Here is a 26222-nt window from a genome sequence, read left to right as displayed (position 1 = left end):
GCGGCACGGGGAATCAGTGTAGGAATCCGAGGTGACGGACGCGTGTCGCGGTCATCCCCGCGGATGGCAGACCCCCGCCCTGCTTGGTACCGCGATGCGAATGCAAACGCCTCTCACGCTCACGCGCAGCCCGCGCGGCCGATTGGGGGCATTGGCTTGCGGCAACCCGGTACAGCGTCAACAATGCGGCCCACTGTCATTCCACGAAAAGAGAGGCCCCATGAAAGGCGATCCCCAAGTCATTGCGCACCTGCAGGCGCAGCTCAAGAACGAACTCACGGCAATCAACCAGTACTTTCTGCACTACCGCATGCTCAAGCACTGGGGTTTCGACAAGCTGGCCAAAAAGGAGTACGCCGAGTCGATCGGCGAGATGAAGCACGCCGACTGGCTGATGGACCGCATCTTCACGCTCGACGGCCTGCCCAACCTGCAGGACCTGGGCAAGCTCCAGGTGGGTGAAGACGTGCCCGAGATCCTGGCCTGCGACCTGCGCTCCGAACTCGGCGCCCAGGCCACCATCAAGGACGGCATTGCGCACTGCGAGGCCGTGCGCGACTACGTCTCGCGCGACCTGCTGCAAAAGATCCTGGACGACACCGAGGAGCACATCGACTTCCTCGAAACCCAGATCGACCTGATCGGCAAGGTGGGACTGCAGAACTACCTGCAGTCGCAGATGGGCGAGATCGAGTAAGCCCGGCCAGCGCTACGTGTCACCCAAGCCCGCAGCCGCCGCAAGGCGCTTGCGGGCTTTTTTGTGTGCGCAACGGCGGTGCCACAGGCTGCGCTTTCGCGGCAAGCAGCCCCACAGCATTCAAGCCCAAAAAAGCGGCTTGTGCTTGTCTGCTCTGCATAAGCAGCTATCAAAAACAGAGCAAACGGCTGCCGCCGAGCACACCGCCCTGCCCCATCGCCAGCGGCGCCCACGGTGGCCTGGCAGGCCAGCGCGGGCTGCGGCCGCTGCGTCAGTCGGCCGCCACCGCCAGGAAGTCGCGGCTGATGCCCATGCCCAGGTCGTTCACGCGGTCGAGGAACTGCGTGAGGAACGCATGCAGCCCCGTGGCCAGGATCTCGTCGATACGGCCGTACTGCAGGTCGGACAGCAGGCGACCCGCACGGCGCTGCGTTTCAGACGACTGCGCGTTGGCCACCACGGCCAGGTTGTCCACCACCTCGCGCATGCTGGCGTGCAGCGAACGCGGCATGTCGCGGCGCAGGATCAGCAGGTCGGCCACGCGGCCCGGCGTGATCACGTCGCGGTACACCTTGCGGTAGACCTCGAAGGCCGAGACGCTGCGCAGGATCGCGCTCCAGTGGTAGAAGTCGGCCTCCTGATTGCGCTCGCCGGGGCGGCCAAAGAAGTCGTTTTCGACCGCGTGGAACTTCACATCCAGCAAGCGCGCCGTGTTGTCGGCCCGCTCCAGGAAGGTGCCCAGGCGCAGGAAGTGAAACGCCTCGTCCTGCAGCATGGTGCCCAACGTGACGCCGCGCGACAGGTGCGAGCGGTGCTTGACCCATTCAAAGAACTGGCCCGGGTCGCGCTCGAACGCATCGCCTTCGAGCAGGCGGCCCACTTCAAGCCAGGTCTGGTTCTGGGTTTCCCAGACTTCGGTGGTGAGTGCGCCGCGCACGGCACGGGCGTTCTCACGCGCCGCACGCAGGCACGACACGATGGACGACGGGTTGTTGCCATCGCGCACCATGAAGTCCAGCACCCCGGCGGGCGTGACCTCGCCGTGCCGCGCGGTGTAGGCCGGAATCAGCTCGCTGATGGACAGCAGCCCCAGCCAGCCTTCCTGCGCCTTGTCGGCCGACTGCGGCAGCAGCGAGGTTTCGTAGCTCACATTCAGCATGCGGGCGGTGTTCTCTGCCCGCTCGGTATAGCGGGACATCCAGAACAAATGGTCGGCAGTGCGGCTCAGCATAGGCCCTCCAGGGGCAGAGAACCCCGCACGTGCTGCGCACGCACGGGGCAAATCATGGGGACGGCGCTACCGGTGGCAGCGCATGCGGGGTGGCGGGAATCGGCAGGCATGCGCATGGCTCACCCCTCTCCCAGCACCCAGGTGTCCTTGGTGCCGCCACCCTGGGACGAGTTGACGACCAGCGAACCTTCCTGCAACGCCACGCGCGTAAGGCCGCCGGCCACCATCTGCACCTTCTGGCCGCTGAGCACGAACGGCCGCAGGTCGATGTGCCGCGGGGCGATGCCCGACTCGACGTACGTGGGGCAGCTCGACAGGCTCAACGTGGGCTGCGCGATGTAGCCCGACGGATTGGCCAGCAGCGCACCGCGGAAGGCCTCGATCTCGGCGCGCGAGGCGGCTGGGCCGATCAGCATGCCGTAGCCACCGGCGCCATGCACTTCCTTGACCACCAGCTCGTCGAGGTGGGCCAGTACGTACTGCAGGTCGTCCGGCTTGCGGCACAGCCAGGTGGGCACGTTGGCCAGGATGGGCTCTTCGCCCAGGTAGAAGCGGATCATCTCGGGCACATACGGGTACACCGACTTGTCGTCGGCCACGCCGGTGCCCACGGCATTGCAGATGGCCACGTTGCCCGCGCGGTACGCGGCCATCAACCCCGCGCAGCCCAGGGTGGACTGGGGACGGAACACGCGCGGGTCGAGGAAGTCGTCGTCCACGCGGCGGTAGATCACGTCCACGCGCTGCAGGCCTTGGGTGGTGCGCATGTACACAAAGTTGTCGCGCACCACGAGGTCTTGCCCTTCGACCAGTTCCACGCCCATCTGCTGGGCCAGGAATGCATGCTCGAAGTACGCGCTGTTGTACATGCCGGGCGTGAGCACCACCACCGTGGGCTCGGACGCGCCAGCCGGGGCGCTGGCCCGCAGGGTGTCGAGCAGCATGTCGGGGTAATGCGCCACCGGCGCCACCTTGTGCAGGCTGAACAGTTCGGGGAACAGCCGCATCATCATCTTGCGGTTCTCGAGCATGTAGCTCACGCCGCTGGGCACGCGCAGGTTGTCTTCGAGCACGTAGTACACGCCTTCACCGCTGGCGTCGGGCGCGCGCACGATGTCGATGCCCGCAATGTGCGCATACACATCGCGCGGCACGTCCACGCCCGCCATCTGCGGGCGGTACTGGGCGTTCTGCAAAATCAGGTCGGCCGGTACCACGCCCGCGCGCAGGATGTCCTGCTGGTGGTACACGTCGTGGATGAACCGGTTGAGGGCCGTAACGCGCTGCACCAGGCCCTGCTGCATGCGGCTCCACTCGTGGCCCGGAATGATGCGCGGGATCAGGTCGAAGGGAATCAGGCGTTCGCTGCCTGCGCCGGTTTCGTCCTTGGCGCCATACACCGCAAAGGTGATGCCCACGCGGCGGAAGATCATTTCTGCCTCGGCCCGGCGGGCCTGCATGGCCGCTTCGGGCTGGCGCGACAGCCAGTGGCCGTAGCGTTGGTAATGCTCGCGCACGTCGCTGCCGTCGAAGGGCAGCGTCGCGTACATCTCGTCAAATTTCTGCATGAACGGGCCTCCTGCGGTCAGGATAGCAAGGAATGCGCCCACTCAGCGCGACAGGCGGCGCCCACAGGGCCGCGCGCACTCAAGGGGTTCGTACCCCGACCGTCGAGGCACTGCCGGTATGGCCCCCTGCGTGCTGCCAGTAGCGGCGCTCGCGTTCACGCTCGCACACCACGGCGTCAGGCCGCGCAGACGACCACTGCGCTGCGCCGCACTGCGGTGTCTGCACCACGGCCACGCCCTGGGCGCGGTAGCGTGCCAGCACGTCGGGCGCCGGATGGCCGTAGCGGTTGGCCACGCCCGCCTGCACCAAAGCGGTGCGCGGTGCCACAGCCTGCAAAAACGCGGCGGTGGACGACGTACGGCTGCCGTGGTGCGGCACCAGCAGCCAGTCGGCGGCCAGCGGTGCGCCCGCCTGCACCAGCGCCTGCTCCTGGGCAGCCTCGATGTCGCCCGTAAGCAGCGCGGCCGCGCCAGGCACGCCCCCGATGTCTGCGGCCTCCACGCGCAGCACGCAGCTCAGCGTGTTGGGGCGTGGTTCCGGCCGGCCCGGCAGGGGTTCCGGCCAGGCCGTCTGCGGGTGCAGCACCTCAAAGCGCACGCCATCCCATTCCCAGCGCTGGCCTGCCGAGCACGGCTGCACGGGCCGCAATACCGCGAGCGCATGGCCGGGTTCCAGCGATGCGAGCACGTCGGCCTGCGGATGCTGGCGCAGCACCGCCTCGGCCCCGCCGGTGTGGTCGGTGTCGCGGTGGCTGATGACCAGGCGGTCGAGCCGCTCACCCGTGGCCTGCAGCAACGGCACCAGCACGCGCTCGCCTGCGTCGGCCGCAGTGCCGTAGCGCGGCCCGGCGTCGTACAACAGGCTGTGGCGCGCCGTGCGCACCAGCACCGCATTGCCCTGCCCCACGTCGGCCGCCAGCAGTTCGAACTGGCCCGGCACGGGCCGCGCTGGCTGCCACCACAGCGCGGGCAGCAGCAGCGGCAGCGCCCACACGCGCAGGGCCCAGGGGCCGCGCCAGGCCAGAAGGCAGCCCCCCGCCAGCGCAGCCACGCCCGCCCACAGCGGCGCTGCCGGCAGCGCCAGCACCGCCCAGGGCCAATCGGCCAGCGCTTGCAGGCCTGCCATCAGCGGCCACAGCGCCCAGGCGGCGGCGTCCCACACCGGGGGCCACAGCAGGCCCAGCAGCGACAGCGGCAACACCACGCCGGTCACCCACGGAATCGCCGCCAGGTTGGCCACCAGCCCCACCAGCGACACCTGCCCAAACCACAGCAGGCCCAGCGGCGTCAGCGCCAGCGTCACCGTCCATTGCTCATGCAGCAAGGCCTTCAATCGGGTGCTTGTGCTCTTCCCCGCTGAATAGTTTGCTATCGGATTTGTAGCAAACAGAATCCCCACGGCCACGAAGCTCAACCAGAAGCCCGGCTGCCACAGCGCCCACGGATCGATCAGCACCACCACGCCCGCCACCGCCGCCCACACCACCGGCCAGGGCCACACCAGCCCCGCCAGCCGCAGCGCTGCCACCGTGGCCAGCATGAGCACGGTACGCTGGGCCGGCACGCCCCAGCCGCTGAACAGCGCATAGGCCGCCGCCAGCATCACCCCGGCCAGCAACGCCGCCCGGGGCGCAGGCACGGCATGGCAGCAGCGCGCACTGCGCCGCCACAGGGCCCCCACTCCCGCTGCCGCCAGCCAGGCAAACAGGGTGATGTGCAGACCACTGATGCTCATGAGGTGCGCCACGCCGGTGGCGCGGAACACGTCCCAGTCGGCGCGGTCGATCATGCGCTGGTCGCCCGTGACCAACGCCGCCACCACCCCGGCGCGGCGATCTTGTGCAGGGTCATCGCCCCCGGCCAGGCGCTGCACGATGGCGTCACGCACCCGCTGGCGCAAGGCCTGCACAGGCGCCTGCGCCGTGCTCCCCAGGCGCTCGGGCGGCGCATCGCGCAGCCCGGCGCGCACCGAGCCCACGGCCTGCACGCCCTGCTCCCACATCCAGAGTTCGTAGTCAAAGCCGTGCGGGTTGCGCGCGCCCTGCGGTGGGCGCAAGCGCAGGGTGAAGGCCCAACGCTCGCCTGCGCGCACGTCGGGCGGCAGCCGTTGCAGGTCGGCCGCAAGGCCCGGCCCTGCCTGCCAGACCCCGCCCCACCAGCCCACATCCACCCGCCGGGGCAAGCGCACGGCCTGCCCGTCCAGCGTCGCCGCAGACTCCACCGACAACCGCAGACGCACGCCCAGCTCCGTGCGCTGGGGCATGGCGTCCACTACGGCCACCACGCGCAGATCGTGCCCGGCCAGCGCCACATCCAGTGCATCCGCCTGGTACGCAAGCGCGCGCCAGCCGGTGGCTGCGAACGCCCATGCCGCCAATGCAATCGCCAGCCATGCCCAGCCAAGACCACGCGGGGTGCCGCGCACGCGCTGCAGCCACAGCCCCAGGCCCACCACCGCCGCGCCCCCCAGCGCCAACGCACCGTAGAACACCGCGGGCCACAGTTGCGCCTGCTGAAGCTGCGCAGCGGTGCCCGCCAGAACCCCAGCACAGCCCGGCACGACGCTGCTGGCCAGGGACGGCCGCGGGAGCCCGGTGGTCTGTGCCGGTGTGGCCACGGAGGGCGGCAGATCCATCATGCGTGCGATCGTGCCCCAAAGTGCCGCCCGCAGCGCATGCGCAGGCCGGTGCAGGCGGGGCGCTGTGCCTTTTGTGTAACACTCCCGGGCGGCCGGCAGGCCCCGGCGGCCCACCGCCACGGCAGCCACGGTCCGGCCGCATCCCTTGACCACAACTCCAGAGACGACCATGAGCGTTTACGACCAGCTTTCTGCCCTCCAGATCACCCTGCCGCCCGTGGCCACCCCGGCGGCTGCCTACGTGCCTTACGTGCAGACCGGCAACCTCGTGTTTTTGAGCGGCCACATCGCCCGCAAGGACGGCAAGCCCTGGGCGGGACAGCTGGGCAGCGCCATCGGCACCGAAGAAGGCAAGGCCGCCGCCCGCGCCGTGGCGATCGACCTGATGGCCACGCTGCAAGCCGCCTGCGGCGGCGACCTGAACCGCGTGCGTCGCATCGTCAAGGTGATGAGTCTGGTGAATTCCACGCCCACCTTCACCGAACAGCATCTGGTGACCAACGGCTGCAGCGAACTGTTGGGCCAGGTGTTCGGCGACAAGGGCGTGCATGCGCGCAGCGCCTTCGGCGTGGCGCAGATCCCGATGGGCGCCTGCGTCGAAATTGAACTGATTGCCGAAATCGGCTGATCCTCGGAACACGGGCTGGCGCCATGGGCCAGCCCCAGGCCCAGGGCTTGGCCCACGCGGCACGCCTGCAGGCGTGCCGCGCATCCCCAGCCCACCCTCTACGTCCAGCGCACCCTCTTCTACACCGGGTGCAAGGACGCCTTGAGGCTCAGAACGACTCCCAATCCCCGTCGGATTCGGACGCCTTGCCTGCCGGTTTGCCCGGCGCAGGTTTGGCAGTTGGCGCCGATGCAATGCGCGCGGGCGCTGGCGCGCGCGGCACAGCAGCAGGACGCGGGGCGGCCGGCAGCGGCGCTGGTGCAGCCGCAGCCCGGGGGGCCACGGCGCGCGGTGCCGCAGTGGACATACCGCCCGCGGTGCGGAACACGGCCACCACCTGGGCCAACTGGTCGGCCTGCTCGCGCAGGCTTTGGGCCGCCGCCGCACTTTCTTCGACCAACGCGGCGTTTTGCTGGGTCATCTGGTCGAGATTGCCCACCGCCTGGTTGACCTGCGACACCCCGGCACTCTGCTCGGACGCGGCCGCGGTGATCTCGCCGATCATGTCGGTCACACGCTGCACGGAACGCACGATGTCTTCCATGGTGGTGCCTGCGTCGGCCACCAGGCGTGTGCCGGTTTCCACCTTCTCGACCGACGCGTGGATCAGGCTCTTGATCTCCTTAGCCGCCTCGGCGCTGCGTTGGGCCAGGGTGCGCACCTCGCCCGCCACCACCGCAAATCCGCGGCCCTGCTCGCCAGCACGGGCGGCTTCCACAGCGGCGTTCAGGGCCAGGATGTTGGTCTGGAACGCAATGCCATCGATCACGCTGATGATGTCCGCAATCTTCTGGCTGCTCTGGTTGATGTCCTGCATGGTGGACACGACCTGCGTGACCACTTCGCCGCCCTTGCGCGCCACGCTGGTGGCGCTGTTGGCCAGGCTGCTGGCCTGCTGGGCGCTGCTGGCGCTTTGCTGGATGGTGCTGGTGAACTGCTCCATTGCAGCTGCCGTTTCTTGCAGGTTGCTCGACGTCTGCTCGGTGCGCGACGACAGGTCCTGGTTGCCGGTGGCAATCTCGGCGCTGGCAATGGCGATGCTGTCGGTGGACTGCCGCACCTGGTGCACCAGGCGGCCGAGCGATTCACACATGGCATACAAAGACCGCAGCAGGTCGCCAAATTCGTCGGCCCGCGTCACGGTGCCCTGGGCGGTCAGGTCGCCTGCGGCAATGCGGGCCGCCATTTCGTTGGCCTGCTGCAGCGGCTGCAGGATGCTGCGGATCAGGAAGAAAGCCCCCACGGCAATGAACACCAGCACCAGCCCCGATGCCGTGGCCGCGATCTTGATGGTCATCATGCGCGACTCGGCAATGGCCTGGAGCTCGCGCGCGGCCGTTTGCTGCTGGAGCTGCACGAAGTCGCGCAGCGTCTGCACATAGGCCGTCACCGCCGGGTTGTACCGATCGCGCACGAGTTTGATGGCCGCTTCGGCATTGCCGTCCGACTTGAGCTTGCGCGCCTCATTGCGCAAGTCGATCATGGTCTTGCGCGACGCCGCGATCTTGGCCATCTGCGCCTTGTCGGCGTCCGAGGTGGCAATGGCCTCAAGCGACTTCTGCAGTTCGCTGATCTGCGCCGATGTGGCCGCGATGGCGTCCTTGAATTCGGCTTCCACCAGCGCATCGGAGCTCAGAATCAGAGCCAGCGTGCGGGCTGCGTTCATCTCGGTGAGACCCACCCACCGGATCGCGCCCTGGACGCGCTCGTTCATTTGCGCGTTGACGCTGTCGGCCACCTTTTGCGCTGTGGCCGAACGGTAGGCTGCAAAACCGATCACCGAGACCATCATGGTCACGATGATCACCACGGAAAGCCAGAGTTTTTGAGCAATGCGCAGCCGCTGGATCATTCGCAGTCTCCTTGCCAAAGTTGAATCAATCTGTAACCGATCTTGCTCTTTTTCTGCGCCCAATTCAACGGAACAAACCCAGGGGGACTGTGTGATGTCGCGCTCGGGAAGCGTTGCAAAGCCCTCGACTGGATAAACAGGTGCGGATCAGGCGAGGAGCCGCAACGCGTTTTGCAGCCCATCGCAGGGCAACCGGCCACAAAAGCAACGCAATGGCCTGACCGCGGCTGTGCAAGCGCAAACCGCACGGCGTTGCGCAGAGCCTTGCCTGGCGACCAACCACAGCCCTACACAGGCACCCCGGGCGGCCGGGGACGCAGCGCTGTGGATGCGGGCACGACCTACTCGACGCGGAGCACCACCGCTGGCTTGAAGCCCAGGTCGGCCGCCTTGCCCTTGCGGGCGCGTGCACCCCGGGCGTTGTTCAGGCTGCGGATCTCCAGCGTTTCATCGCGCGGCTTACCGCCCCGTCCGACACCCTCCAGGCGCACGCTGCGGGTGTAAGCGGCTGCACCGGCCAGTTGGTCTTTGGGTTCCAGGTCGATCAGCAGCAGACCACGGCCGCCGTTGGCCATGGTCTTGAGCTCGGCAATCTCGAACGTGAGAATGCGCCCGCCCGCCGATGCACAGCACACATGGGTGGCATCGGGCCAAGGCTGGCTGCCCGAGCCCCCCGCCACGGGCGACGGCTTGCACAGCGTTTCACCTTCGCCCAGCGACAGGAAGGCCTTGCCGCCCTTCTGGCGCGACACCATGTGCTCCACCGCAGCGATGAAGCCATAGCCCCCCGACCCCGCCAGCAGCAGCATGGCCCCTGAGGGCCCGGCAAAGTAGTGCGCGGGCTGGGTGCCCGATTCGAGATCGATCAGCGTCGTGACCGGCTGGCCATCGCCACGGCCACCGGGCAGCGCCGACACCGGCACCGAATACACCCGCCCGTTGCTGCCAAAAATCAGCAGCTGGTCGACGGTGCGGCACTCGAAGGTGCCATACAGGCCATCGCCCGCCTTGAAGGCGAAGCTGCCCGCGTCGTGCCCGTGGCCCTGGCGCGCGCGCACCCAGCCCTTGGCCGACACCACCACCGTGACGGGTTCGTCGAGCACGCGCACTTCGGCCACGGCCTTCTTTTCGGCCTGGATCAGCGTACGGCGCGCGTCGGCAAACTGCTTCGCATCGGCCTCGATCTCGCGCACCATCAGCCGCTTGAGCGAGGCGGGGTTGCCCAGCACGTCTTCGAGCTTGCCCTGCTCGGTGCGCAGCTCGGCCAGTTCTTGCTCGATGCGGATGGCTTCGAGCCGCGCAAGCTGGCGCAGGCGGATTTCGAGGATGTCTTCCGCCTGGCGCTCGCTCAAGCGGAAGCGCTCCATCAGCGCGGCCTTGGGTTCATCGCTGCCGCGGATGATGGCAATCACCTCGTCGATGTTCAGCAGCACCAGCTGCCGGCCTTCGAGGATATGGATGCGGTCCAGCACCTTGGCCAGGCGGTGCTCCGAGCGCCGCGTGATCGTGCTCTGGCGGAAGCTCACCCACTCTTCGAGCATGTCGCGCAGCGACTTCTGCGTGGGCCGACCGTCGAGCCCGACCATGGTGAGGTTGATCGGGGCCGAGGTTTCAAGGCTGGTGTGGGCCAGCAGCACTTGGGTCAGGTCCTGCTGCGGCACCTTGCCCGTCTTGGGCTCGAACACCAGGCGCACGGGTGCGTCCTTGCTCGACTCGTCGCGCACGCCGTCGAGCACAGCCAGCAGCGTGGCCTTGAGCTGGGTCTGGTCCTGCGTGAGCGCCTTCTTGCCGGTCTTGACCTTGGGGTTGGTCAGCTCCTCGATCTCTTCGAGCACCTTCTGCGCCGACACGCCCGGCGGCAGCTCGGTCACCACCATCTGCCACTGGCCGCGCGCCAGGTCTTCGATCTTCCAGCGCGCGCGCACCTTGAGGCTGCCCCGGCCCGTACGGTAGGCGTCCTGGATGTCGGCCGTGCTGCTGATGATCTGCCCGCCACCCGGGTAGTCGGGGCCGGGAATCAGCGCGAACAGCTCCTCGTCGGTGAGCTTGGGGTTCTTGACCAGGGCGACGCAGGCATCAGCCACTTCGCGTAGGTTGTGGCTCGGGATCTCGGTGGCCAGGCCCACGGCGATGCCGCTGGCGCCGTTGAGCAGCGCGAACGGCAGGCGTGCGGGCAGTTGGCGCGGCTCCTGCGTGCTGCCGTCGTAGTTGGGCATGAAATCGACCGTGCCTTCGTCGATCTCGTCGAGCAGCAGGCTGGTGATGCGCGACAGGCGGGCCTCGGTGTAGCGCATGGCGGCCGCGCCGTCGCCGTCGCGGCTGCCGAAATTGCCCTGGCCATCGATCAGCGGATAGCGCTGCGCAAAGTCCTGCGCCATGCGCACCAGCGCGTCGTAGGCCGACTGGTCGCCGTGCGGATGAAAGCGGCCGAGCACATCGCCCACCACGCGGGCGCTCTTGACGGGCTTGGCCGCCACGTTGCGGCTGGCGCCGCTGTAGCCCAGGCCCATGCGGTCCATCGCGTACAGGATGCGGCGCTGCACGGGCTTGAGGCCGTCGCACACGTCGGGCAGCGCGCGGCCTTTGACGACCGAGAGCGCGTATTCAAGGTAGGCGCGCTGCGCATAGCCGCCCAGGGTGATGGCATCGTCGTCACCGGCGGTCTGCAGCAGAGGAAGGGTGGAGTCGGACATTCGGCTTCAGCAGTTCAATCGGGGCGCGCCAGGCGGCGCAACAGGCAGATCGTGGGGCAGGCGGGCGGGCTCAGACGTCCACTTCCACGGCATCGCCGTGCAGTTCCATCAGCTCGCGGCGGGCTGCGGCCTCGCCCTTGCCCATGAGCTTGGTGATCAGACCTTCGGTGGAGGCAAAGTCCAGCGTGCCCAGCTGCACCGGCAGCAGGCGGCGCGTATCAGGGTTGAGCGTGGTTTCCCAGAGCTGCTCGGCGTTCATCTCGCCCAGGCCCTTGAAGCGGCTGATCTGGCACTTCTCGCGCGGCACGCCGTCTTTGGCGCACTTGTCGAGGATGGCCTGCAGCTCGCCGTCATCCAGCGCGTAGAGCTTGGCGGCTGGTTTCTTGCCGCGGGCGGGGACGTCCACGCGGAACAGCGGGGGCCGGGCCACGTACACATGGCCGCGCTCGATGAGCTTGGGAAAGTGGCGGAAAAACAGCGTGAGCAGCAGCACCTGGATGTGCGCACCGTCGACGTCGGCGTCCGACAGGATGCACACCTTGCCGTAGCGCAGGCCCGACAGGTCGGGCTCGTCATTCGGGCCGTGGGGGTCAACGCCGATGGCCACGGAAATGTCGTGCACTTCGGTGTTGGCAAACAGCCGGTCGCGGTCCACCTCCCAGGTGTTGAGCACCTTGCCGCGCAGCGGCAGCACAGCCTGGCATTCCTTGTCGCGGCCCATCTTGGCGCTGCCGCCGGCCGAATCGCCCTCGACCAGGAACACCTCGTTGTGCGCAATGTCGCGGCTTTCGCAGTCGGTGAGCTTGCCGGGCAGCACGGCCACGCCCGAGCCCTTGCGCTTTTCGACCTTCTGGCCTGCCTTCTGGCGGGTCTGCGCGGCCTTGATGGCGAGTTCGGCCAGCTTCTTGCCGTAGTCCACATGCTGGTTGAGCCACAGCTCCAGTGCGGGCCGCACAAAGCCCGATACCAGGCGCACGGCATCGCGCGAATTGAGCCGCTCCTTGATCTGCCCCTGGAATTGCGGGTCCAGCACCTTGGCATTGAGCACGTAGCTGGCGCGCGCAAACACGTCTTCGGGCATCAGCTTCACGCCCTTGGGCAGGAGCGAGTGCAGCTCGATGAAGCCCTTGACGGCCTGGAACAGGCCGTCGCGCAGGCCGCTTTCATGCGTGCCGCCTGCGGTGGTCGGGATGAGGTTGACGTAGCTCTCGCGCACTGGCGAGCCGTCTTCGGTAAAGGCCACGCACCAGGCGGCGCCCTCGCCTTCGGCAAAGCTGTCGTTGCCACTGTCGGCAAAGCCTTCGCCCTCGAACAGCGGAATCACCGGGTCGGCCGACAGTGTCTGCTGCAGGTAGTCGCGCAGGCCGCCTTTGTACTGCCAGGTCTGGGTTTCGCGGGTCTTTTCGTTCAACAGCGTCACCGCCACGCCGGGCATGAGCACGGCCTTGCTGCGCAGCAGGTGCGTCAGTTCGCCCAGCGGCAAGGTGCTCGACTCGAAATACTTCGCATCGGGCCACACGCGCACCGTGGTGCCCTGCTTGCGCTCGCCGGGCTCCAGCGGGCGCGCCACCAGCGGCTCGACCACGTCGCCACCTGCAAACACCAGGCGGGCGGCCTGGCCCTCGCGGTGGCTGGTCACTTCGAGCCGGGTGGCCAGGGCGTTGGTCACGCTCACGCCCACGCCGTGCAGGCCACCCGAGAAGCTGTACGCCCCGCCCTTGCCCTTGTCGAACTTGCCGCCCGCGTGCAGGCGGGTGAACACCAGCTCGATCACCGGTGCTTTTTCTTCGGGGTGCAGGCCGAAGGGGATGCCGCGCCCGTCGTCCTCAATGCCGACCGAACCGTCGGCATGCAGCGTCACGCGGATCTTCTTGCCGAAGCCCGCCAGGGCTTCATCGGCGGCGTTGTCCAGCACCTCCTGCACGATGTGCAGCGGGTTGTCGGTGCGGGTGTACATGCCCGGGCGCTGCTTGACGGGCTCCAGGCCCTTGAGCACGCGGATCGAGCCTTCGGAATAGTCGCTCGCGGCGGTGGAGGTCGGTTTCGTGGCCATGGCGGCGGATTGTAGTGCGGCGGCACGGCGAGAGCTGGATAAAACCACAGCCCTGCGTGCACCACCCGGGAGCCCGGCACGAGGCTGTCAGGCAGCGCGCGGCGAACTTGGCTACATTATTTGAATGCATACCAATACGCCGAAATTGTCCATGCTGCAGGTGCTGGCCTGCGGCGCTGCCATCGTCACGCTGTCCATGGGCATCCGGCATGGCTTCGGCCTGTGGCTGCAGCCCATCACCCAGGAGATGGGCTGGACGCGCCAGACCTTTGCACTGGCGGTGGCCATCCAGAACCTGTCTTGGGGCTTCATCGGCATCTTCGCGGGCATGGCGGCCGACCGCTTTGGCGCGTTCCGCGTGCTGATCGCCGGTGCAGCGCTGTATGCAGCGGGCCTGGCGGGCATGGCCCTGTCGCCCACGCCGTTGATGTTTGCGCTGACCACCGGGGTGCTGATCGGCGCAGCGCAGGCTGGCACCACGTATGCCGTGATCTACGGCGTGCTGGGTCGGCAGATCGCGCCCGAAAAACGCTCCTGGGCCATGGGTGTGGCGGCCGCGGCCGGCTCGTTCGGGCAGTTTCTGATGGTACCGGTGGAGGGCTGGCTGATCGCCAGCCTGGGCTGGAAGGAAGCGCTGTTGGCCCTGTCGGCCATGGTGCTGCTCATCGTGCCGCTGGCCTTCGGTCTGCGCGAGCCGGGCTTTGGCAACGGCGCGCCCGCCGCCCCCCGCGAACAGACCATCGCCCAGGCGGTGGGCGAAGCCATGCGCTACCCGAGCTTTCTGCTGCTGATGGCGGGCTACTTCGTCTGCGGCTTCCAGGTGGTGTTCATCGGCGTACACATGCCCAGTTATCTCAAGGACCAGGGCCTGTCGCCGCAGGTGGCCAGCTATGCGCTCGCGCTGATCGGGCTGTTCAACGTGTTCGGTACCTACATCGCAGGCTCGCTGGGCCAGCGCATGCCCAAGCGCTTCATCCTGTCCTTCATCTACTTCGCGCGGGCAGTGGCCATTGCGGTGTTCCTGTCGGTGCCGCTGTCGCCGCTGTCGGTGTACGTGTTCTCGGCCGTGATGGGCACGCTGTGGCTGTCCACCGTGCCGCCCACCAATGCCACCATTGCGCAGATCTTTGGCGTGCAGCATCTGTCGATGCTCGGCGGGTTCGTGTTCTTCAGCCACCAGATCGGCAGCTTCATGGGCGTGTGGCTGGGCGGCTATTTGTACGACGTGACCGGCAGCTACGACCTGGTCTGGTACATCGCCATCGGTCTGGGGGTGCTGGCCGGGCTGGTGAACCTGCCCATCCGCGAAAGCGCTATCGTGCGCGCCCCCGCGCAGCCCGCACGCGCCTGAACCCGATTGAGCACCATGCACAACCCCACGACCCCGCCGCCTGCAGCGCCTGCGCTGGTCACCCCGGCCACAGGTCGCGCGGCCCTGTGGTGGCGCTGGCTCGGCGGCCTGCTGGCGGTGCTTGCCTGCCTGGCGGTGTTCGGGCTCTACACCGCCCCTGGCTTCATGGTGCAATTGGCGGATCAGGTCTGGGCCTGCTTCTGAGCCTTGGGGCACCCGCCCGGCATATGTGCCATATCGGCTGCTTGTGCTTATTATTCAAGCACGAGCAGCTATCAATCTAATAGCAAACCATGCATGGAACCGAAGCACCATCGGCTTGGGTGCAGCGCTGGGCCCATCTGCTGCCCCCAGGCGGCACCGTGCTCGATGTGGCCTGCGGCGCAGGCCGACACCTGAAGTGGCTGGCAGCGCAAGGCCACCGCGTGACCGGGGTGGACCGCGACCCTGAAGCCCTGGCCGCCTGCGGCGCGGCGGGCGAATGCATCGCCGCCGACATTGAAAACGGCCCCTGGCCCCTGCCCGGCCGGCGCTTCGATGCGGTGGTGGTCACGAACTACCTGTGGCGCCCGTTGTGGCCCACGCTGCTGGAGAGTCTGGCCCCGGGCGGCGTGCTGCTGTACGAAACCTTTGCCCATGGCCAGGCCAGCGTGGGGCGCCCCGCGCGGCCCGAGTTTCTGCTGCAGCCGGGGGAGTTGCTGCAGCGCTGCGCAGGCCTGCGCATCGTGGCGTATGAAGACGGCTTTCTTGATGCACCCGCACGCTTCGTGCAGCGCGTTGCCGCGGTGCGGGAAACACCGCACGCCGACGCCCCGCCGCGTCATCTTCTGGCGCCCGGGCATCGTTAGAATGCCCGTTTACCGTTTTCTTCTGCGGACATGACTTCTCACTCCGTCCCCCTGACCGGCAGCATCGTCGCCCTCGTCACGCCCATGCATGAGGACGGCAGCGTCGACTACCCCGCGCTGCGCAAACTCATCGACTGGCACATTGCCGAGGGCACCGACTGCATCGGCGTGGTGGGCACCACGGGCGAATCGCCCACGGTGAACGTGGAAGAACACTGCGAGATCATCCGCGTGGCCGTGGAACAGGCTGCCAAGCGCGTGCCCATCATGGCGGGGTGCGGCGCCAACTCGACGGCCGAGGCCATCGAACTCGCCCGCTTCGCCAAGAAGGTGGGGGCCGACAGCCAACTGCAGGTGGTGCCCTACTACAACAAGCCCACGCAGGAAGGCCAGTACCAGCACTTCAAGGCGATTGCCGAGGCCGTGGGCGACCTGCCGACCATTCTGTACAACGTGCCGGGCCGCTCGGTGGCCGATATGCAGCACGACACCGTGCTGCGCCTGGCGCAGATTCCAGGCATCGTCGGCATCAAGGAAGCCACGGGCAACATCGAGCGCGCGCAGTGGCTGATCCGCGAAGCGCCCAAGGGCTTTGGCATCTACTCGGGCGACGATCCGACCGCCGTGGCCCTGATGCTCTGCGGCGGCCACGGCAACGTGAGCGTCACCGCCAACGTCGCGCCGCGCCTGATGCACGAGCTGTGCGTGGCCGCCATCGCTGGCGATGTCAAGCGCGCCATGGAGATCCAGCTGCGCCTGATGCCCGTCCACAAGCACCTGTTTGTCGAGGCCAACCCCATCCCCGTGAAGTGGGCGCTGGCGCGCATGGGCCTGTGCGGCGGTACGCTGCGCCTGCCCATGACGCCGCTCACGGCCGCCAACCAGCCCGTGGTGGAAGGCGCTCTTCGCGCCGCCGGCCTGCTCTGACCCGTCGCCGTGGCTCCCACTGCGACGCCCGCGAAACAACCTGAGGACAACCGCGTGAATCACCCTGCACGACTGGGCCTTCTGGCCCTTGCCCTGGCCATGGCGGGCTGCTCCGTCCTGGAAGGCGACAAGATCGACTACAAGAGCGCCGCCAAGGGCTCCACGCTCGAAGTACCGCCGGATCTGACACAACTGTCTCGCGACACCCGCTACGCCGTGCCGGGCACCAGCGTGTCGGCCGCCGCCATGCAGGCGGGCCAGGCGGCGCGCCCGGTGGGCACAGCCAACACAGCGCCCGCCACGCTGTCAGATGTGCGTATCGAACGCGACGGCAACCAGCGCTGGCTCGTGGTGTCGCGCCCAGCCGACCAACTCTGGGAGCCGGTGCGCGACTTCTGGCTGCAAAACGGTTTCACGCTCGACCTGGACCAGGCCAACCTCGGCATCATGGAAACCGACTGGGCCGAAAACCGCGCCAAGCTGCCCCAGGACATCATCCGCTCCACACTGGGCAAGCTGATCGACTCGGTGTATTCGACAGGTGAGCGCGACCGTTTTCGCACACGCCTGGAGCGCAATGCCAGCGGCGGCACCGACATCTACATCAGCCACCGCGGCCTGATCGAGGTCTACAACAGCAGCACCAAGGACACCACCGTCTGGCAACCGCGCGCCAACGATCCCGAGCTCGAAACCGAATTCCTGCGTCGGCTGATGGTCAAGCTCGGTGTGAGCGAGGAACAGGCCAAAGCGGTCGCTGCCGCGCCGGCCACCCGTGCGCCTGCCGCCCGCGTGGTCAATGTGGGCAACACCCCAGCCGTGCAGCTCGAAGAAGCCTTCGACCGCGCGTGGCGCCGCGTGGGCCTGGCACTGGACCGCACCGGCTTCACCGTGGAAGACCGCAACCGCAGTGAAGGCGTGTACTTCGTGCGCTACGTGGCCCCCGACGCGCAGAAGAAGGAGCCGGGCTTCCTGGGCAAACTGTTCAGCAGCGCTGCACCGGCAAAGCCGCCACTCAAGTACCGCATCGTGGTGCGTAGCCAGGGCAGTGCGACCACCGTGTCGGTTCTCAACGAGGCCGGTGCGCCCGAAAGCTCTGCCAATGCAGAGCGTATCGTGCGCGTGATCGCCGACGAACTGAAGTAAGCCGCCTTGGTGTGAGGCTCCGAAAGGGGCTGCACAACACAACGCCCTGCCCATGCGCGGGGCGTTGTCTTTTGTGGAGTGCGGCTCTCGCACAGCGTCCTTGATGGTCGTCCTGGACTGAAACAGAACACCACGAAACAGCAGCCATAAAAAAACCCCATGCGAATGGCATGGGGTTTGTGGACCACAGGCCGCGGCGCGGGTCCGCAGGCCAGGTCAAGCCGGATTACTTGGCGGCGGAAGCAGCACCAGCAGCGGCGTCGGCAGCGGCCTTGGCGGCGTCGGCGGGAGCAGCAGCGGCCGAAGCGTCGGCGGCAGGAGCAGCAGCAGCGGGGGCAGCAGCGTCGGCGGGAGCAGCAGCCGGAGCGGGTGCGGGCTCAGGTGCGGGTGCGGGAGCAGCCACCGGAGCAGGTGCCGGAGCGGGTTCTTCCTTCTTGCCACAGGCGGCGAGAGCAGCAGCAGCGACCAGGGCGGCCAGAACGAGCGACTTGTTCATTTCAAGGTTCCTAAAGGGGGAAGACAGAAATCCGGAGAACCCCGTACGCCTCGCCTCACAAAAGGCCGGTACGAAACCGCACCGACGACGGGGGCGCACCCATTTTGGTGCAGCCCGCGATTATAGGGAGATTTCGTCAATACTGACTAACACTGACATTGGCTTTACACCGCGCAGGGATTACGGGCAAGCCCTGTGAGGACTTACCCGCACGACCGCGGCCTTCACAACCCCAGCGTCGTTGCAGGAAAACCCGGACTGCTGCGGTTTTGAATCCACTCGGTCAGCGTTTCGCGCATCAGCACGCGCCGATCCGGCTCCGTTCCGCTGACCCCGACGCATCGATCCGGATCGATGCGATGCATCAGCCAGCCGGGCGACCACAGCACGCTGGGCAGATCGCTGCGGTCGGCCGAGGGGCAGCGCCGGCAGGTGATGATGTGGTCCCAGGTGCGGCGCCACTGCACAAAGCGCGCATGGCGGCGCACGATCTCGTCGTATTGCGTGGCAATGATGGTGAAGCGGCGGCCGCTGCCGGCCCAGTCGTTCAGCGCATCGGCCACCACCCGCTCGCCGAGCGGCCAATCGTGGAAGTCGTCGTCGCACAGCACGATTTCGCGCCAGCCTTCCGAAGCCGCCGTGGTCAGGGCATCGCGCACCAGCTGCTGGAAGGCCACACGCCCCTCAAACCGGCCTGTGGGCAACCCCAATGCGGCAGGTGCTGTCCGGGACCGGTCGGTGGTCATGCCAGCTCTCCGTTGCGCCAGGCCCGGCTGTGCGCCCATCCGGCATCGCACCAGGCCGACAGCAGGGACAGCGCATCGTCGCTGGCGCGGGCGAGGTCGCGCGGCTCCAGGCGGCGGGTGTCGGCCAGCTGGCGCATCAGGGCAGCGTCGCGCCCGGCTGCCCGGTAGCTTTCGCCATTGATGAAGATGTGCTTGTCGTCGTACATCATGCGGGTGCGACGGTCGAGCGCGATGGCTTCGATCATGCCGCCATCTCCGGGCTCGAACCAGACCTGGGGTTTGGGTTCGGTCAGGTACTCGCCCAGCGCGCGCTCCAGCGCCTGGGGCTCCTCCAGCGCGCGCTGCAGCGCCTCGCGTGCGAACGTGAGCAGGCCCGCTGGAATGGCACCTGGCTGCGCCACGGCAGCCTGCTGTGGATCGCGGTACACCACGGGCGGACCATCGGCATCTTCCGGCTCGTCGGCCAGGCGCGCGAGCAGTTCGCGCCCCAGCTCCGCCCGCGCCGGGGACCGAAAGCCGACCGAGTAGGTCATGCATTCGCCCTCGGCAATGCCGTCGTGGGCGTAGCGCGGCGGCAGATACAGCATGTCGCCAGGCTCCAGCACGAATTCTTCCTCGGGCTCGAACTGCGCCAGGATCTTGAGCGGAATGCCGTCGCGCAAGCTCAGATCCTTTTGACGGCCGATACGCCAGCGGCGGCGGCCATGCGCCTGCAGCAAAAAGACGTCGTAGCTGTCGAAATGGGGCCCCACGCCGCCTCCATCGGTGGCGTAGCTGATCATCAGGTCGTCCAGGCGCGCCTCGGGCACGAAGCGGAACTGCTGCATCAGCGCGTGCACAGCATCGTCGTGCAAGTCCACGCCCTGTACCAGAAGGGTCCACTCGCGCCGCGACAGGGCCGGCAATGCGCGCCGCGCAAACGGCCCATGGCGCAGCGACCATGCGCCGTCGACCTGCCGCACGAGGCGTGACTCCACCTCGTCGCGGCTGGCCAGCTCGAACAATTGCGAGCGCAGCACCGGAGGCCGGAAGCTCGGGATGGCCTGGCGCACCAGCAAGGGTTTCTTATGCCAGTGGCGGCGCATGAACTGCGCAGGCGTGAGGCCGCCCAGAAGGGCCAACGGAAGATCAATGTCCATGAAAACGGGCAGCCCCAGGGGCCGAGAGGGTCAAGCTGCGACAATTCTCCTATGGAAATCACACAACAATGCGTGGTCGCACTGACCTGGGTCCTCAAGGACACCCTAGGCGATGAACTGGATGTGCTCGACGAGCCGGTGGAGTTTTTGGTGGGCGGAGACGATCTGCTCCCCAAGATTGAACAAGCCTTGCAGGGCCATGGCGTGGGTGCGAGCCTGCAACTGCACCTGGAGCCCGAGGATGCGTTTGGCGACTTCAAAGACCAACTGCTGTTCCTGGAGCCGCGCCATCTGTTCCCCGCCGAGATTGAAGAAGGTATGACCTTCGAAGGCACTGCCTTGCCGGCCGGCGTGCGCGACGACATGCCGCGCGACGCGCTCTACACCGTGGCGCAGCTTTACCCCGACCATGTGGTGCTGGATGGCAACCACCCGCTCGCGGGCATCGCACTGCGGCTGCAGCTCAAAGTCTGCGCGGTGCGCGAGGCGACCGAGGAAGAAATTGGTCGCGGCTCTGCCGGTACGGGCTTTTTCCGCATCGAGCCGATGGCCCCGGGCAGTGGTTCTCTACACTGAACGCAGCGCAGCCCACACCTGACCGCACTGCCCTACCCGGACGCGTAAGGATCAATTGCGAGTGATTTGCCCGCCCTGTAGCCGCACGCGGTCTCCCGGGCGCAGATTGCCTGGCGATGGCACGTCGTGCAGCCGCACACCGCCCCGGTCCAGCTCGACGGTCATGCGGTAGCCCTGCACGGAACTCCCACCGCTGTGCCGGCCTTCGATGGCATTGCCTGCCGCGGCGCCGCCCAGTACGCCCACAGCAGTGGCCGCAGTGCGGCCCGCGCCACCGCCGATCTGGCTACCGATCAGACCGCCCACGATCGCCCCAAGGATGGCGCCTCCGCCCGAGGTCTGGCCCGGTGCGCGGCCATACAAAGCGTCGATGCGGGCCACCCCCGCCCGTATTCCACCGCCATTGACGGCCCAGGGTGGCTGTGCACAGCCCCCGCATAGGGATCGTGGGGATAGGCCCGCGGCCCAGCGCCACCGCAGGCCGACAGCCCGGTGACCAAGGCCACCACGAGGGCACCAGAGAACCATCGCTGCATCATCGAAACTCCTCGCGTCTGTGCCGCAACCATGGCCCACCGACCGCGGGAGCCCTCGCCGGAGCGACGCCCCTATCGCACCCGCGAGGTGCCCGCAGTGTCTGTAGGCCAACGCAGACAATGCCGCTGCGCACCCGCCGACCTGCGGCCTCGGCGTGCAGCCACGGCTCAGGCGGTGCCGGTCGACCCGTAGCCGCCCTCTCCGCGCACGCTGGGCGGAAACTCGTCGACGAGTTGGAACTGCGCTTGCACCACCGGCACGATGACCAGTTGCGCCAGGCGCTCCAGTGGTTGGAGCGTATAGGGCGTGGGACTGCGGTTCCAGGCGCTCACCATGAGCTGCCCCTGGTAGTCGCTGTCGATCAAACCGACCAGGTTGCCCAGCACGATGCCGTGCTTGTGGCCCAGACCAGAGCGCGGCAGGATCATGGCCGCGTAGCCCGGGTCGCGCAGGTAGATGGCAATGCCTGTGGGCACGAGTTGCCAGGCGTTGGGCGCGAGCGTCAGTGGTGCGTCCAGGCTGGCACGCAGATCCAGCCCGGCACTGCCCGGGGTGGCATAGGCCGGCAGTTGCTCGCGCATGCGAGGGTCCAAGATTTTCAGGTCGATCTTCATCACGGAGACTTCATCAATGGGCGGGGCACATGGCCCCTGAAAAAGGGCTAGGGCGCGCGGGAGCGGGCTGTCCGGGCCTTCGGAGTCGCTGGGGCAGAGGCGGGTGGCGCAGCCTGGGGCGCGACATCACCCAGCCAGCGCAGCGCGCGGCCCAGCGACCACCAGATCGCCAGAAACGCCACACTGGCCAACGGCACGCCGCCACTCCACCACCACAGCACGCCCAATAGCACTGCCATGCCGAGCGCACCACGGCGCGCCCCGCGAACCACGGTGAGCAGCGCCGCAAGCGCCGCCGGGTGTTGCTGCAGCGCCTGCGCTACTGCGACCTGGGCAACCCGCGGCGCTTTGGATGCCGGGCGGCCGCGCGAGGCTGCCGTGCGCTGCGGCGCAGCAGACGGAGACGCAGACGCAGACGCAGGCACGGGAGCGGCAGGTGCGGGTGCGGGCGCCGCCGCCGAAGTCCGGTGGGCCGCAGCGGCAGCGCGCGCAGCCGACTCGGCCGTCAAGCGCTCGACGTAAGCCGCAAAGTCGCCGTGGGGCGGCGTGTCCCAGGGCGACCGCTTGGGCAGCATGGCCAGCACTCAGCGCGCCACACGGCGGCGCGCGATCTCGGCCACCAGTTCCTGGGCCAGTCGCCGCTTCGAGGCCCGCGGCAGTTCGCGGTGGCCCTGCGCGTCCACCAGCAGCAGCGCGTTGTCGTCCTGCCCGAAGGTGGCGGGGCCGATGTTGCCCACGAGCAGCGGCACGCCCTTACGCGCGCGTTTGGTCGTCGCGTGCTGTAGCAGGTCGTGGCTCTCAGCCGCGAAGCCCACGCAGTACAGCGCACCGCTGCGGGCACGGTCTGAACGGGCCACGGCGGCCAGAATGTCGGGGTTCTCAACAAAGCCGAGTTGCGGCGTCTGTCCCGAGCCGTCTTTCTTGATCTTTTCGTGGGCGGCTTGCGCAGGCCGCCAGTCGGCCACGGCCGCCGTGGCCACGAAGACATCGGCACCGGCCACGGCCTGCTCGGTGGCGGCCAGCATCTCCTGCGCGGCGCGCACGTCCACGCGGCGCACGCCGCGCGGCGTGGGCAGGTGCACCGGCCCCGCCACCAGGGTCACGTCGGCCCCGGCCTCGCGCGCCGCACGGGCGATGGCAAAGCCCATCTTGCCGCTCGACAGATTGGTGATGCCGCGCACCGGGTCGATGGCCTCGAACGTAGGCCCCGCCGTGACCACGACGCGGCACCCCTGCAGCGGCTTGGGCGCGAGGGCCGCAACGATCTCCTCCAGCAGCTCTGCTGGCTCCAGCATGCGCCCGTCGCCGGTTTCGCCGCAGGCCTGGTCGCCGTTGCCAACGCCCAGCACCAGGGCGCCATCGGCCTGCACCTGGGCCAGGTTGCGCTGCGTGGCAGGGTGCGACCACATCTCGCGGTTCATGGCCGGGGCGATGAGCAGCGGCACCCGCTCGCGCGGGCGGGCCAGGCACAGCAGGCTCAGCAGTTCGTCGGCGCGGCCCTGCACCAGCCGCGCGATGAAGTCGGCGCTGCACGGCGCCAGCACGATGGCATCGGCCTCGCGGCTGAGGTTGATATGGGGCATGTTGTTGGGCTCGCGCGCGTCCCATTGCGAGCCGTACACCGTGCGCCCCGACAGCGCTTGCATGGTGACCGGCGTGATGAACTGCTGGGCCGCTTCGGTCATCACCACCTGCACGGTGGCACCGGCCTTGATGAGCTGGCGACAGAGGTCGGCGGCCTTGTAGCAGGCCACGCCCCCCGTCAGTCCCAGCACCAGATGTTTGCCTGCGAGCTCGCTCATGCGCCGCAATGTAGCAGAGCCCTGCCGCGCGGCCGGGCTGCCCAACGCTCGCGCCGGGCCGGTGAGGGGCGGCACTTATAATCCCGATTTCCCACCACCTACAACGACATGACCAAATTTGTCTTCGTCACCGGCGGTGTGGTGTCTTCCCTGGGCAAGGGAATCGCCTCAGCCTCCCTTGCCGCGATCCTCGAATCGCGGGGACTCAAAGTCACCCTCATCAAGCTCGACCCTTACATCAACGTCGACCCCGGCACGATGTCGCCCTTCCAGCACGGCGAAGTCTTCGTGACCGACGACGGAGCCGAAACCGACCTGGACCTGGGCCATTACGAGCGTTTCATTGAAACGCGGATGAAGAAGGCCAACAACTTCACCACGGGCCGCATCTACCAGAGCGTGCTCGAAAAAGAACGCCGCGGCGACTACCTGGGCAAGACGGTGCAGGTGATCCCGCACGTGACCAACGAGATCCAGGAATACATCAAACGCGGCGCGGGCATGGGCACCGACGATGCGGTGGATGTGGCGATCGTCGAAATTGGCGGCACGGTGGGCGACATCGAGTCGCTGCCCTTCCTCGAAGCCGTGCGCCAGCTCAGCCTGCGCCTGGGGCCCAACAATTCGGCCTTCGTGCACCTGACCTACCTGCCCTGGATTGGCGCAGCGGGCGAGCTCAAGACCAAGCCCACGCAGCACACGGTGCAAAAGCTGCGCGAAATCGGCATCCAGCCCGACGCGCTGCTGTGCCGGGCCGACCGCCGCATCCCTGACGAGGAGCGCGAGAAGATTTCGCTGTTCACCAACGTGCAGAGCTGGGGCGTGATCTCCATGCCCGACGTGGACACCATCTACAAGGTGCCGCGCGTGCTGCACGAGCAGGGCCTCGACGGCCTGATCTGTGACAAGCTGCGCCTGAACACGCCGCCCGCCAACCTCAAGCGCTGGGACGACCTGGTATACGAGACCGAGCATCCGCGCGGCGAAGTCACGATTGCCATGGTTGGCAAATACGTGGACCTGTCGGACAGTTACAAGTCGGTAAACGAAGCCCTGCGCCACGCGGGCATGCGCAACCATGTGCGCGTGAAGATCGACCACATCGACTCCGAAACCATCACCGGTGCCGATGCGGCCGCCACGCTGGCCCGCTACGACGCCATCCTGGTGCCCGGCGGCTTTGGCCAGCGCGGGGTGGAAGGCAAGATCTCCACCGCCCAGTTTGCGCGCGAACACAAGGTGCCCTACCTGGGCATCTGCCTGGGCATGCAGGTGGCCACGATCGAATACGCACGCCATGTGGCGGGCCTGCAAGGGGCCAACAGCACCGAGTTCGACCCGGCCACGCCCCACCCCGTGATCGCGCTGATCACCGAGTGGAAGGACGCTGACGGCAGCATTCAGCGCCGCGACGCCAATTCGGACCTGGGCGGCACCATGCGCCTGGGTGCGCAAAGCTCGGACGTAGCCAAGAACACGCTGGCCCACAGCATTTACGGCGACGTGGTGACCGAACGCCACCGCCACCGCTACGAAGCCAACGTGCACTACCTCGACCAGCTGCGCCAGGCGGGGCTGGTGATCTCGGCGCTCACACAGCGCGAGCAGCTGACCGAAATCGTCGAGCTGCCGCAGAGCGTGCATCCGTGGTTCATTGGGGTGCAGTTCCACCCCGAGTTCAAATCCACGCCCTGGAACGGCCACCCGCTGTTCAACGCCTTCATCAAGGCGGCCATCGACCACCAGCAGGCCGCCAAGGCCTGACCGGAGCCCACCCCATGCAGCTGTGCGGATTCAACGTCGGCCTCGACCAGCGTTTCTTTCTGATCGCGGGCACCTGCTCCATTGAAGGGCTGGAGATGTCGCTCGAAGTGGCGGGCCGCCTGAAAGAGGCCTGCGCGCCGCTGGGCATCCCGCTGATCTACAAGGGCTCGTTCGACAAGGCCAACCGATCGTCGGGCAGCAGCAAGCGCGGCGTCGGCCTGGATGCCGGCCTGAAGATCCTGGATGAAGTACGCCACCAGCTGCAACTGCCCATCCTGACCGATGTGCACGACGAATCCCAGGTGGCCGAGGTGGCCAGCGTGGTCGACGTGCTGCAAACCCCGGCCTTTTTGTGCCGCCAGACGGATTTCATCCGGGCCGTGGCGCAGTCGGGCAAGCCGGTCAACATCAAGAAGGGGCAGTTCCTCGCGCCCTGGGACATGAAGAACGTGATCGACAAGGCCCGCGACGCCGCGCGCGAGGCGGGCCTCTCGGAAGACCGTTTTCTCGCCTGTGAGCGCGGCGTGAGCTTTGGCTACAACAACCTTGTGGCCGACATGACCAGCCTGGCCGAGATGCGCAAATCGGGCGCGCCCGTGGTGTTCGACGTGACCCATTCGGTGCAAAAGCCCGGCGGGCTTGGCACGGCCAGCGGCGGCGCGCGCGACATGGTGCCGGTACTGGCCCGCGCCGGTGTGGCCGTGGGCGTGGCGGGCCTCTTCATGGAAACCCATCCCCGGCCGGCCGAAGCCTGGTCTGACGGCCCCAACGCGGTGCCGCTGCAGCACATGAAGGCGCTGCTGGAGACCCTGGTGGTGCTCGACGATGCCACCAAGAAGAGCGGATTCCTCGAAAACAACTTTGGAGCCTGAAGACA

General features: G+C 67.6%; 23 protein-coding genes. 10 read left to right on the top strand and 13 right to left on the bottom strand.

Translation table 11 applies throughout. The annotated features are described in order from the left end of the window. Positions 1–220 precede the first annotated feature (220 nt). On the top strand, positions 221–697 hold the full coding sequence (bfr, locus tag ABD866_RS14830) for a bacterioferritin (protein WP_345066801.1): 477 nt from the start codon (positions 221–223) through the stop codon (positions 695–697). Between the two features lie 271 nt (positions 698–968). On the opposite strand, the gene ABD866_RS14825 is transcribed toward bfr, so the two are convergent. The 3 genes from ABD866_RS14825 to ABD866_RS14815 all read right to left on the bottom strand — a co-directional run bounded on the left by ABD866_RS14825 (position 969) and on the right by ABD866_RS14815 (position 6131). Continuing rightward, entirely contained in the window at positions 969–1928 is a 960-nt protein-coding gene (locus ABD866_RS14825; protein WP_345066799.1) for an alpha-E domain-containing protein, read from the bottom strand. A 119-nt stretch (positions 1929–2047) separates the two neighbouring features. After that, positions 2048–3496, bottom strand: a complete 1449-nt coding sequence (locus tag ABD866_RS14820; RefSeq protein ID WP_345066796.1) for a circularly permuted type 2 ATP-grasp protein — start codon at positions 3494–3496, stop codon at positions 2048–2050. A gap of 79 nt (positions 3497–3575) precedes the next feature. Then, positions 3576–6131: a DNA internalization-related competence protein ComEC/Rec2 gene (locus ABD866_RS14815; protein ID WP_425549598.1), complete on the bottom strand. Its 2556-nt coding sequence runs from the start codon at positions 6129–6131 to the stop codon at positions 3576–3578. A 172-nt stretch (positions 6132–6303) separates the two neighbouring features. On the opposite strand from ABD866_RS14815, the gene ABD866_RS14810 reads away from it, so the two are divergent. Further along, on the top strand, positions 6304–6762 hold the full coding sequence (locus ABD866_RS14810; RefSeq protein WP_345066790.1) for a RidA family protein: 459 nt from the start codon (positions 6304–6306) through the stop codon (positions 6760–6762). A gap of 148 nt (positions 6763–6910) precedes the next feature. Here the strand turns inward: ABD866_RS14810 and ABD866_RS14805 are convergent, their stop codons facing one another. The 3 genes from ABD866_RS14805 to ABD866_RS14795 form a co-directional block, all read right to left on the bottom strand. Next, positions 6911–8653 (bottom strand): methyl-accepting chemotaxis protein, encoded by a 1743-nt coding sequence (locus ABD866_RS14805; protein ID WP_345066787.1) that lies wholly within the window; start codon positions 8651–8653, stop codon positions 6911–6913. A gap of 341 nt (positions 8654–8994) precedes the next feature. Continuing rightward, a complete protein-coding gene (gene parC, locus ABD866_RS14800) occupies positions 8995–11346 on the bottom strand; it encodes a DNA topoisomerase IV subunit A (RefSeq protein ID WP_345066784.1) in 2352 nt (783 codons plus the stop codon). 70 nt (positions 11347–11416) lie between these two features. After that, positions 11417–13399 (bottom strand): DNA topoisomerase IV subunit B, encoded by a 1983-nt coding sequence (locus ABD866_RS14795; RefSeq protein ID WP_345066781.1) that lies wholly within the window; start codon positions 13397–13399, stop codon positions 11417–11419. A gap of 124 nt (positions 13400–13523) precedes the next feature. Here ABD866_RS14795 and ABD866_RS14790 point away from each other — a divergent pair, with 124 nt between their 5' ends. From ABD866_RS14790 to bamC, 5 genes are all read left to right on the top strand, one after another. Continuing rightward, positions 13524–14750, top strand: coding sequence for an MFS transporter (locus ABD866_RS14790; RefSeq protein WP_345066778.1), 1227 nt, complete (start codon positions 13524–13526; stop codon positions 14748–14750). Positions 14751–14765: 15 nt separating this feature from the next. Next, entirely contained in the window at positions 14766–14954 is a 189-nt protein-coding gene (locus ABD866_RS14785; protein WP_345066775.1) for a hypothetical protein, read from the top strand. Between the two features lie 89 nt (positions 14955–15043). After that, a complete protein-coding gene (locus ABD866_RS14780; protein ID WP_345066772.1) occupies positions 15044–15598 on the top strand; it encodes a class I SAM-dependent methyltransferase in 555 nt (184 codons plus the stop codon). 30 nt (positions 15599–15628) lie between these two features. Further along, the gene (dapA, locus tag ABD866_RS14775) at positions 15629–16525 is read left to right on the top strand and encodes a 4-hydroxy-tetrahydrodipicolinate synthase (protein ID WP_345066769.1); all 897 of its coding nucleotides are present in this window, start codon (positions 15629–15631) and stop codon (positions 16523–16525) included. 54 nt (positions 16526–16579) lie between these two features. Continuing rightward, positions 16580–17671 (top strand): NlpB/DapX family lipoprotein, encoded by a 1092-nt coding sequence (gene bamC / locus ABD866_RS14770; protein WP_345066766.1) that lies wholly within the window; start codon positions 16580–16582, stop codon positions 17669–17671. Positions 17672–17897: 226 nt separating this feature from the next. Here bamC and ABD866_RS14765 read toward each other — a convergent pair whose 3' ends face one another. The 3 genes from ABD866_RS14765 to ABD866_RS14755 form a co-directional block, all read right to left on the bottom strand. Next, positions 17898–18167, bottom strand: a complete 270-nt coding sequence (locus ABD866_RS14765; RefSeq protein WP_345066763.1) for a hypothetical protein — start codon at positions 18165–18167, stop codon at positions 17898–17900. 224 nt (positions 18168–18391) lie between these two features. Further along, positions 18392–18913 carry a hypothetical protein gene (locus ABD866_RS14760; RefSeq protein WP_345066760.1) on the bottom strand — a complete coding sequence of 174 codons (522 nt, stop codon included), beginning with the start codon at positions 18911–18913 and terminating at the stop codon, positions 18392–18394. Then, positions 18910–20052 (bottom strand): JmjC domain-containing protein, encoded by a 1143-nt coding sequence (locus ABD866_RS14755; RefSeq protein ID WP_345066757.1) that lies wholly within the window; start codon positions 20050–20052, stop codon positions 18910–18912. Before ABD866_RS14755 ends, ABD866_RS14760 begins: the two co-directional genes overlap by 4 nt. Before the next feature lie 51 nt (positions 20053–20103). Here ABD866_RS14755 and ABD866_RS14750 point away from each other — a divergent pair, with 51 nt between their 5' ends. Next, a complete protein-coding gene (locus tag ABD866_RS14750; protein ID WP_345066755.1) occupies positions 20104–20628 on the top strand; it encodes an FKBP-type peptidyl-prolyl cis-trans isomerase in 525 nt (174 codons plus the stop codon). 51 nt (positions 20629–20679) lie between these two features. Here ABD866_RS14750 and ABD866_RS14745 read toward each other — a convergent pair whose 3' ends face one another. The 4 genes from ABD866_RS14745 to coaBC all read right to left on the bottom strand — a co-directional run bounded on the left by ABD866_RS14745 (position 20680) and on the right by coaBC (position 23581). Further along, positions 20680–21009, bottom strand: a complete 330-nt coding sequence (locus tag ABD866_RS14745) for an outer membrane lipoprotein (RefSeq protein ID WP_345066753.1) — start codon at positions 21007–21009, stop codon at positions 20680–20682. A 323-nt stretch (positions 21010–21332) separates the two neighbouring features. After that, positions 21333–21779 carry a dUTP diphosphatase gene (gene dut / locus ABD866_RS14740; protein ID WP_345066751.1) on the bottom strand — a complete coding sequence of 149 codons (447 nt, stop codon included), beginning with the start codon at positions 21777–21779 and terminating at the stop codon, positions 21333–21335. Between the two features lie 47 nt (positions 21780–21826). Further along, complete coding sequence (locus tag ABD866_RS14735; protein WP_345066747.1) at positions 21827–22354, bottom strand: hypothetical protein; 528 nt, start codon at positions 22352–22354, stop codon at positions 21827–21829. 9 nt (positions 22355–22363) lie between these two features. Further along, positions 22364–23581: a bifunctional phosphopantothenoylcysteine decarboxylase/phosphopantothenate--cysteine ligase CoaBC gene (gene coaBC / locus ABD866_RS14730; RefSeq protein ID WP_345066744.1), complete on the bottom strand. Its 1218-nt coding sequence runs from the start codon at positions 23579–23581 to the stop codon at positions 22364–22366. Between the two features lie 108 nt (positions 23582–23689). Between coaBC and pyrG the strand changes: the two genes are divergently transcribed. Both pyrG and kdsA read left to right on the top strand, forming a co-directional pair. Next, positions 23690–25345 (top strand): CTP synthase, encoded by a 1656-nt coding sequence (gene pyrG, locus ABD866_RS14725; RefSeq protein ID WP_345066741.1) that lies wholly within the window; start codon positions 23690–23692, stop codon positions 25343–25345. Positions 25346–25359: 14 nt separating this feature from the next. Then, on the top strand, positions 25360–26217 hold the full coding sequence (kdsA, locus tag ABD866_RS14720) for a 3-deoxy-8-phosphooctulonate synthase (RefSeq protein WP_345066738.1): 858 nt from the start codon (positions 25360–25362) through the stop codon (positions 26215–26217). Positions 26218–26222: the final 5 nt, after the last annotated feature.

It is taken from the genome of Acidovorax lacteus (genome assembly GCF_039540375.1).
Classification (GTDB): domain Bacteria; phylum Pseudomonadota; class Gammaproteobacteria; order Burkholderiales; family Burkholderiaceae_C; genus Acidovorax_G; species Acidovorax_G lacteus.
The sequence above is the reverse complement of the archived record's forward strand: the minus strand, read 5'-3'. Positions and strand labels throughout refer to the sequence as shown.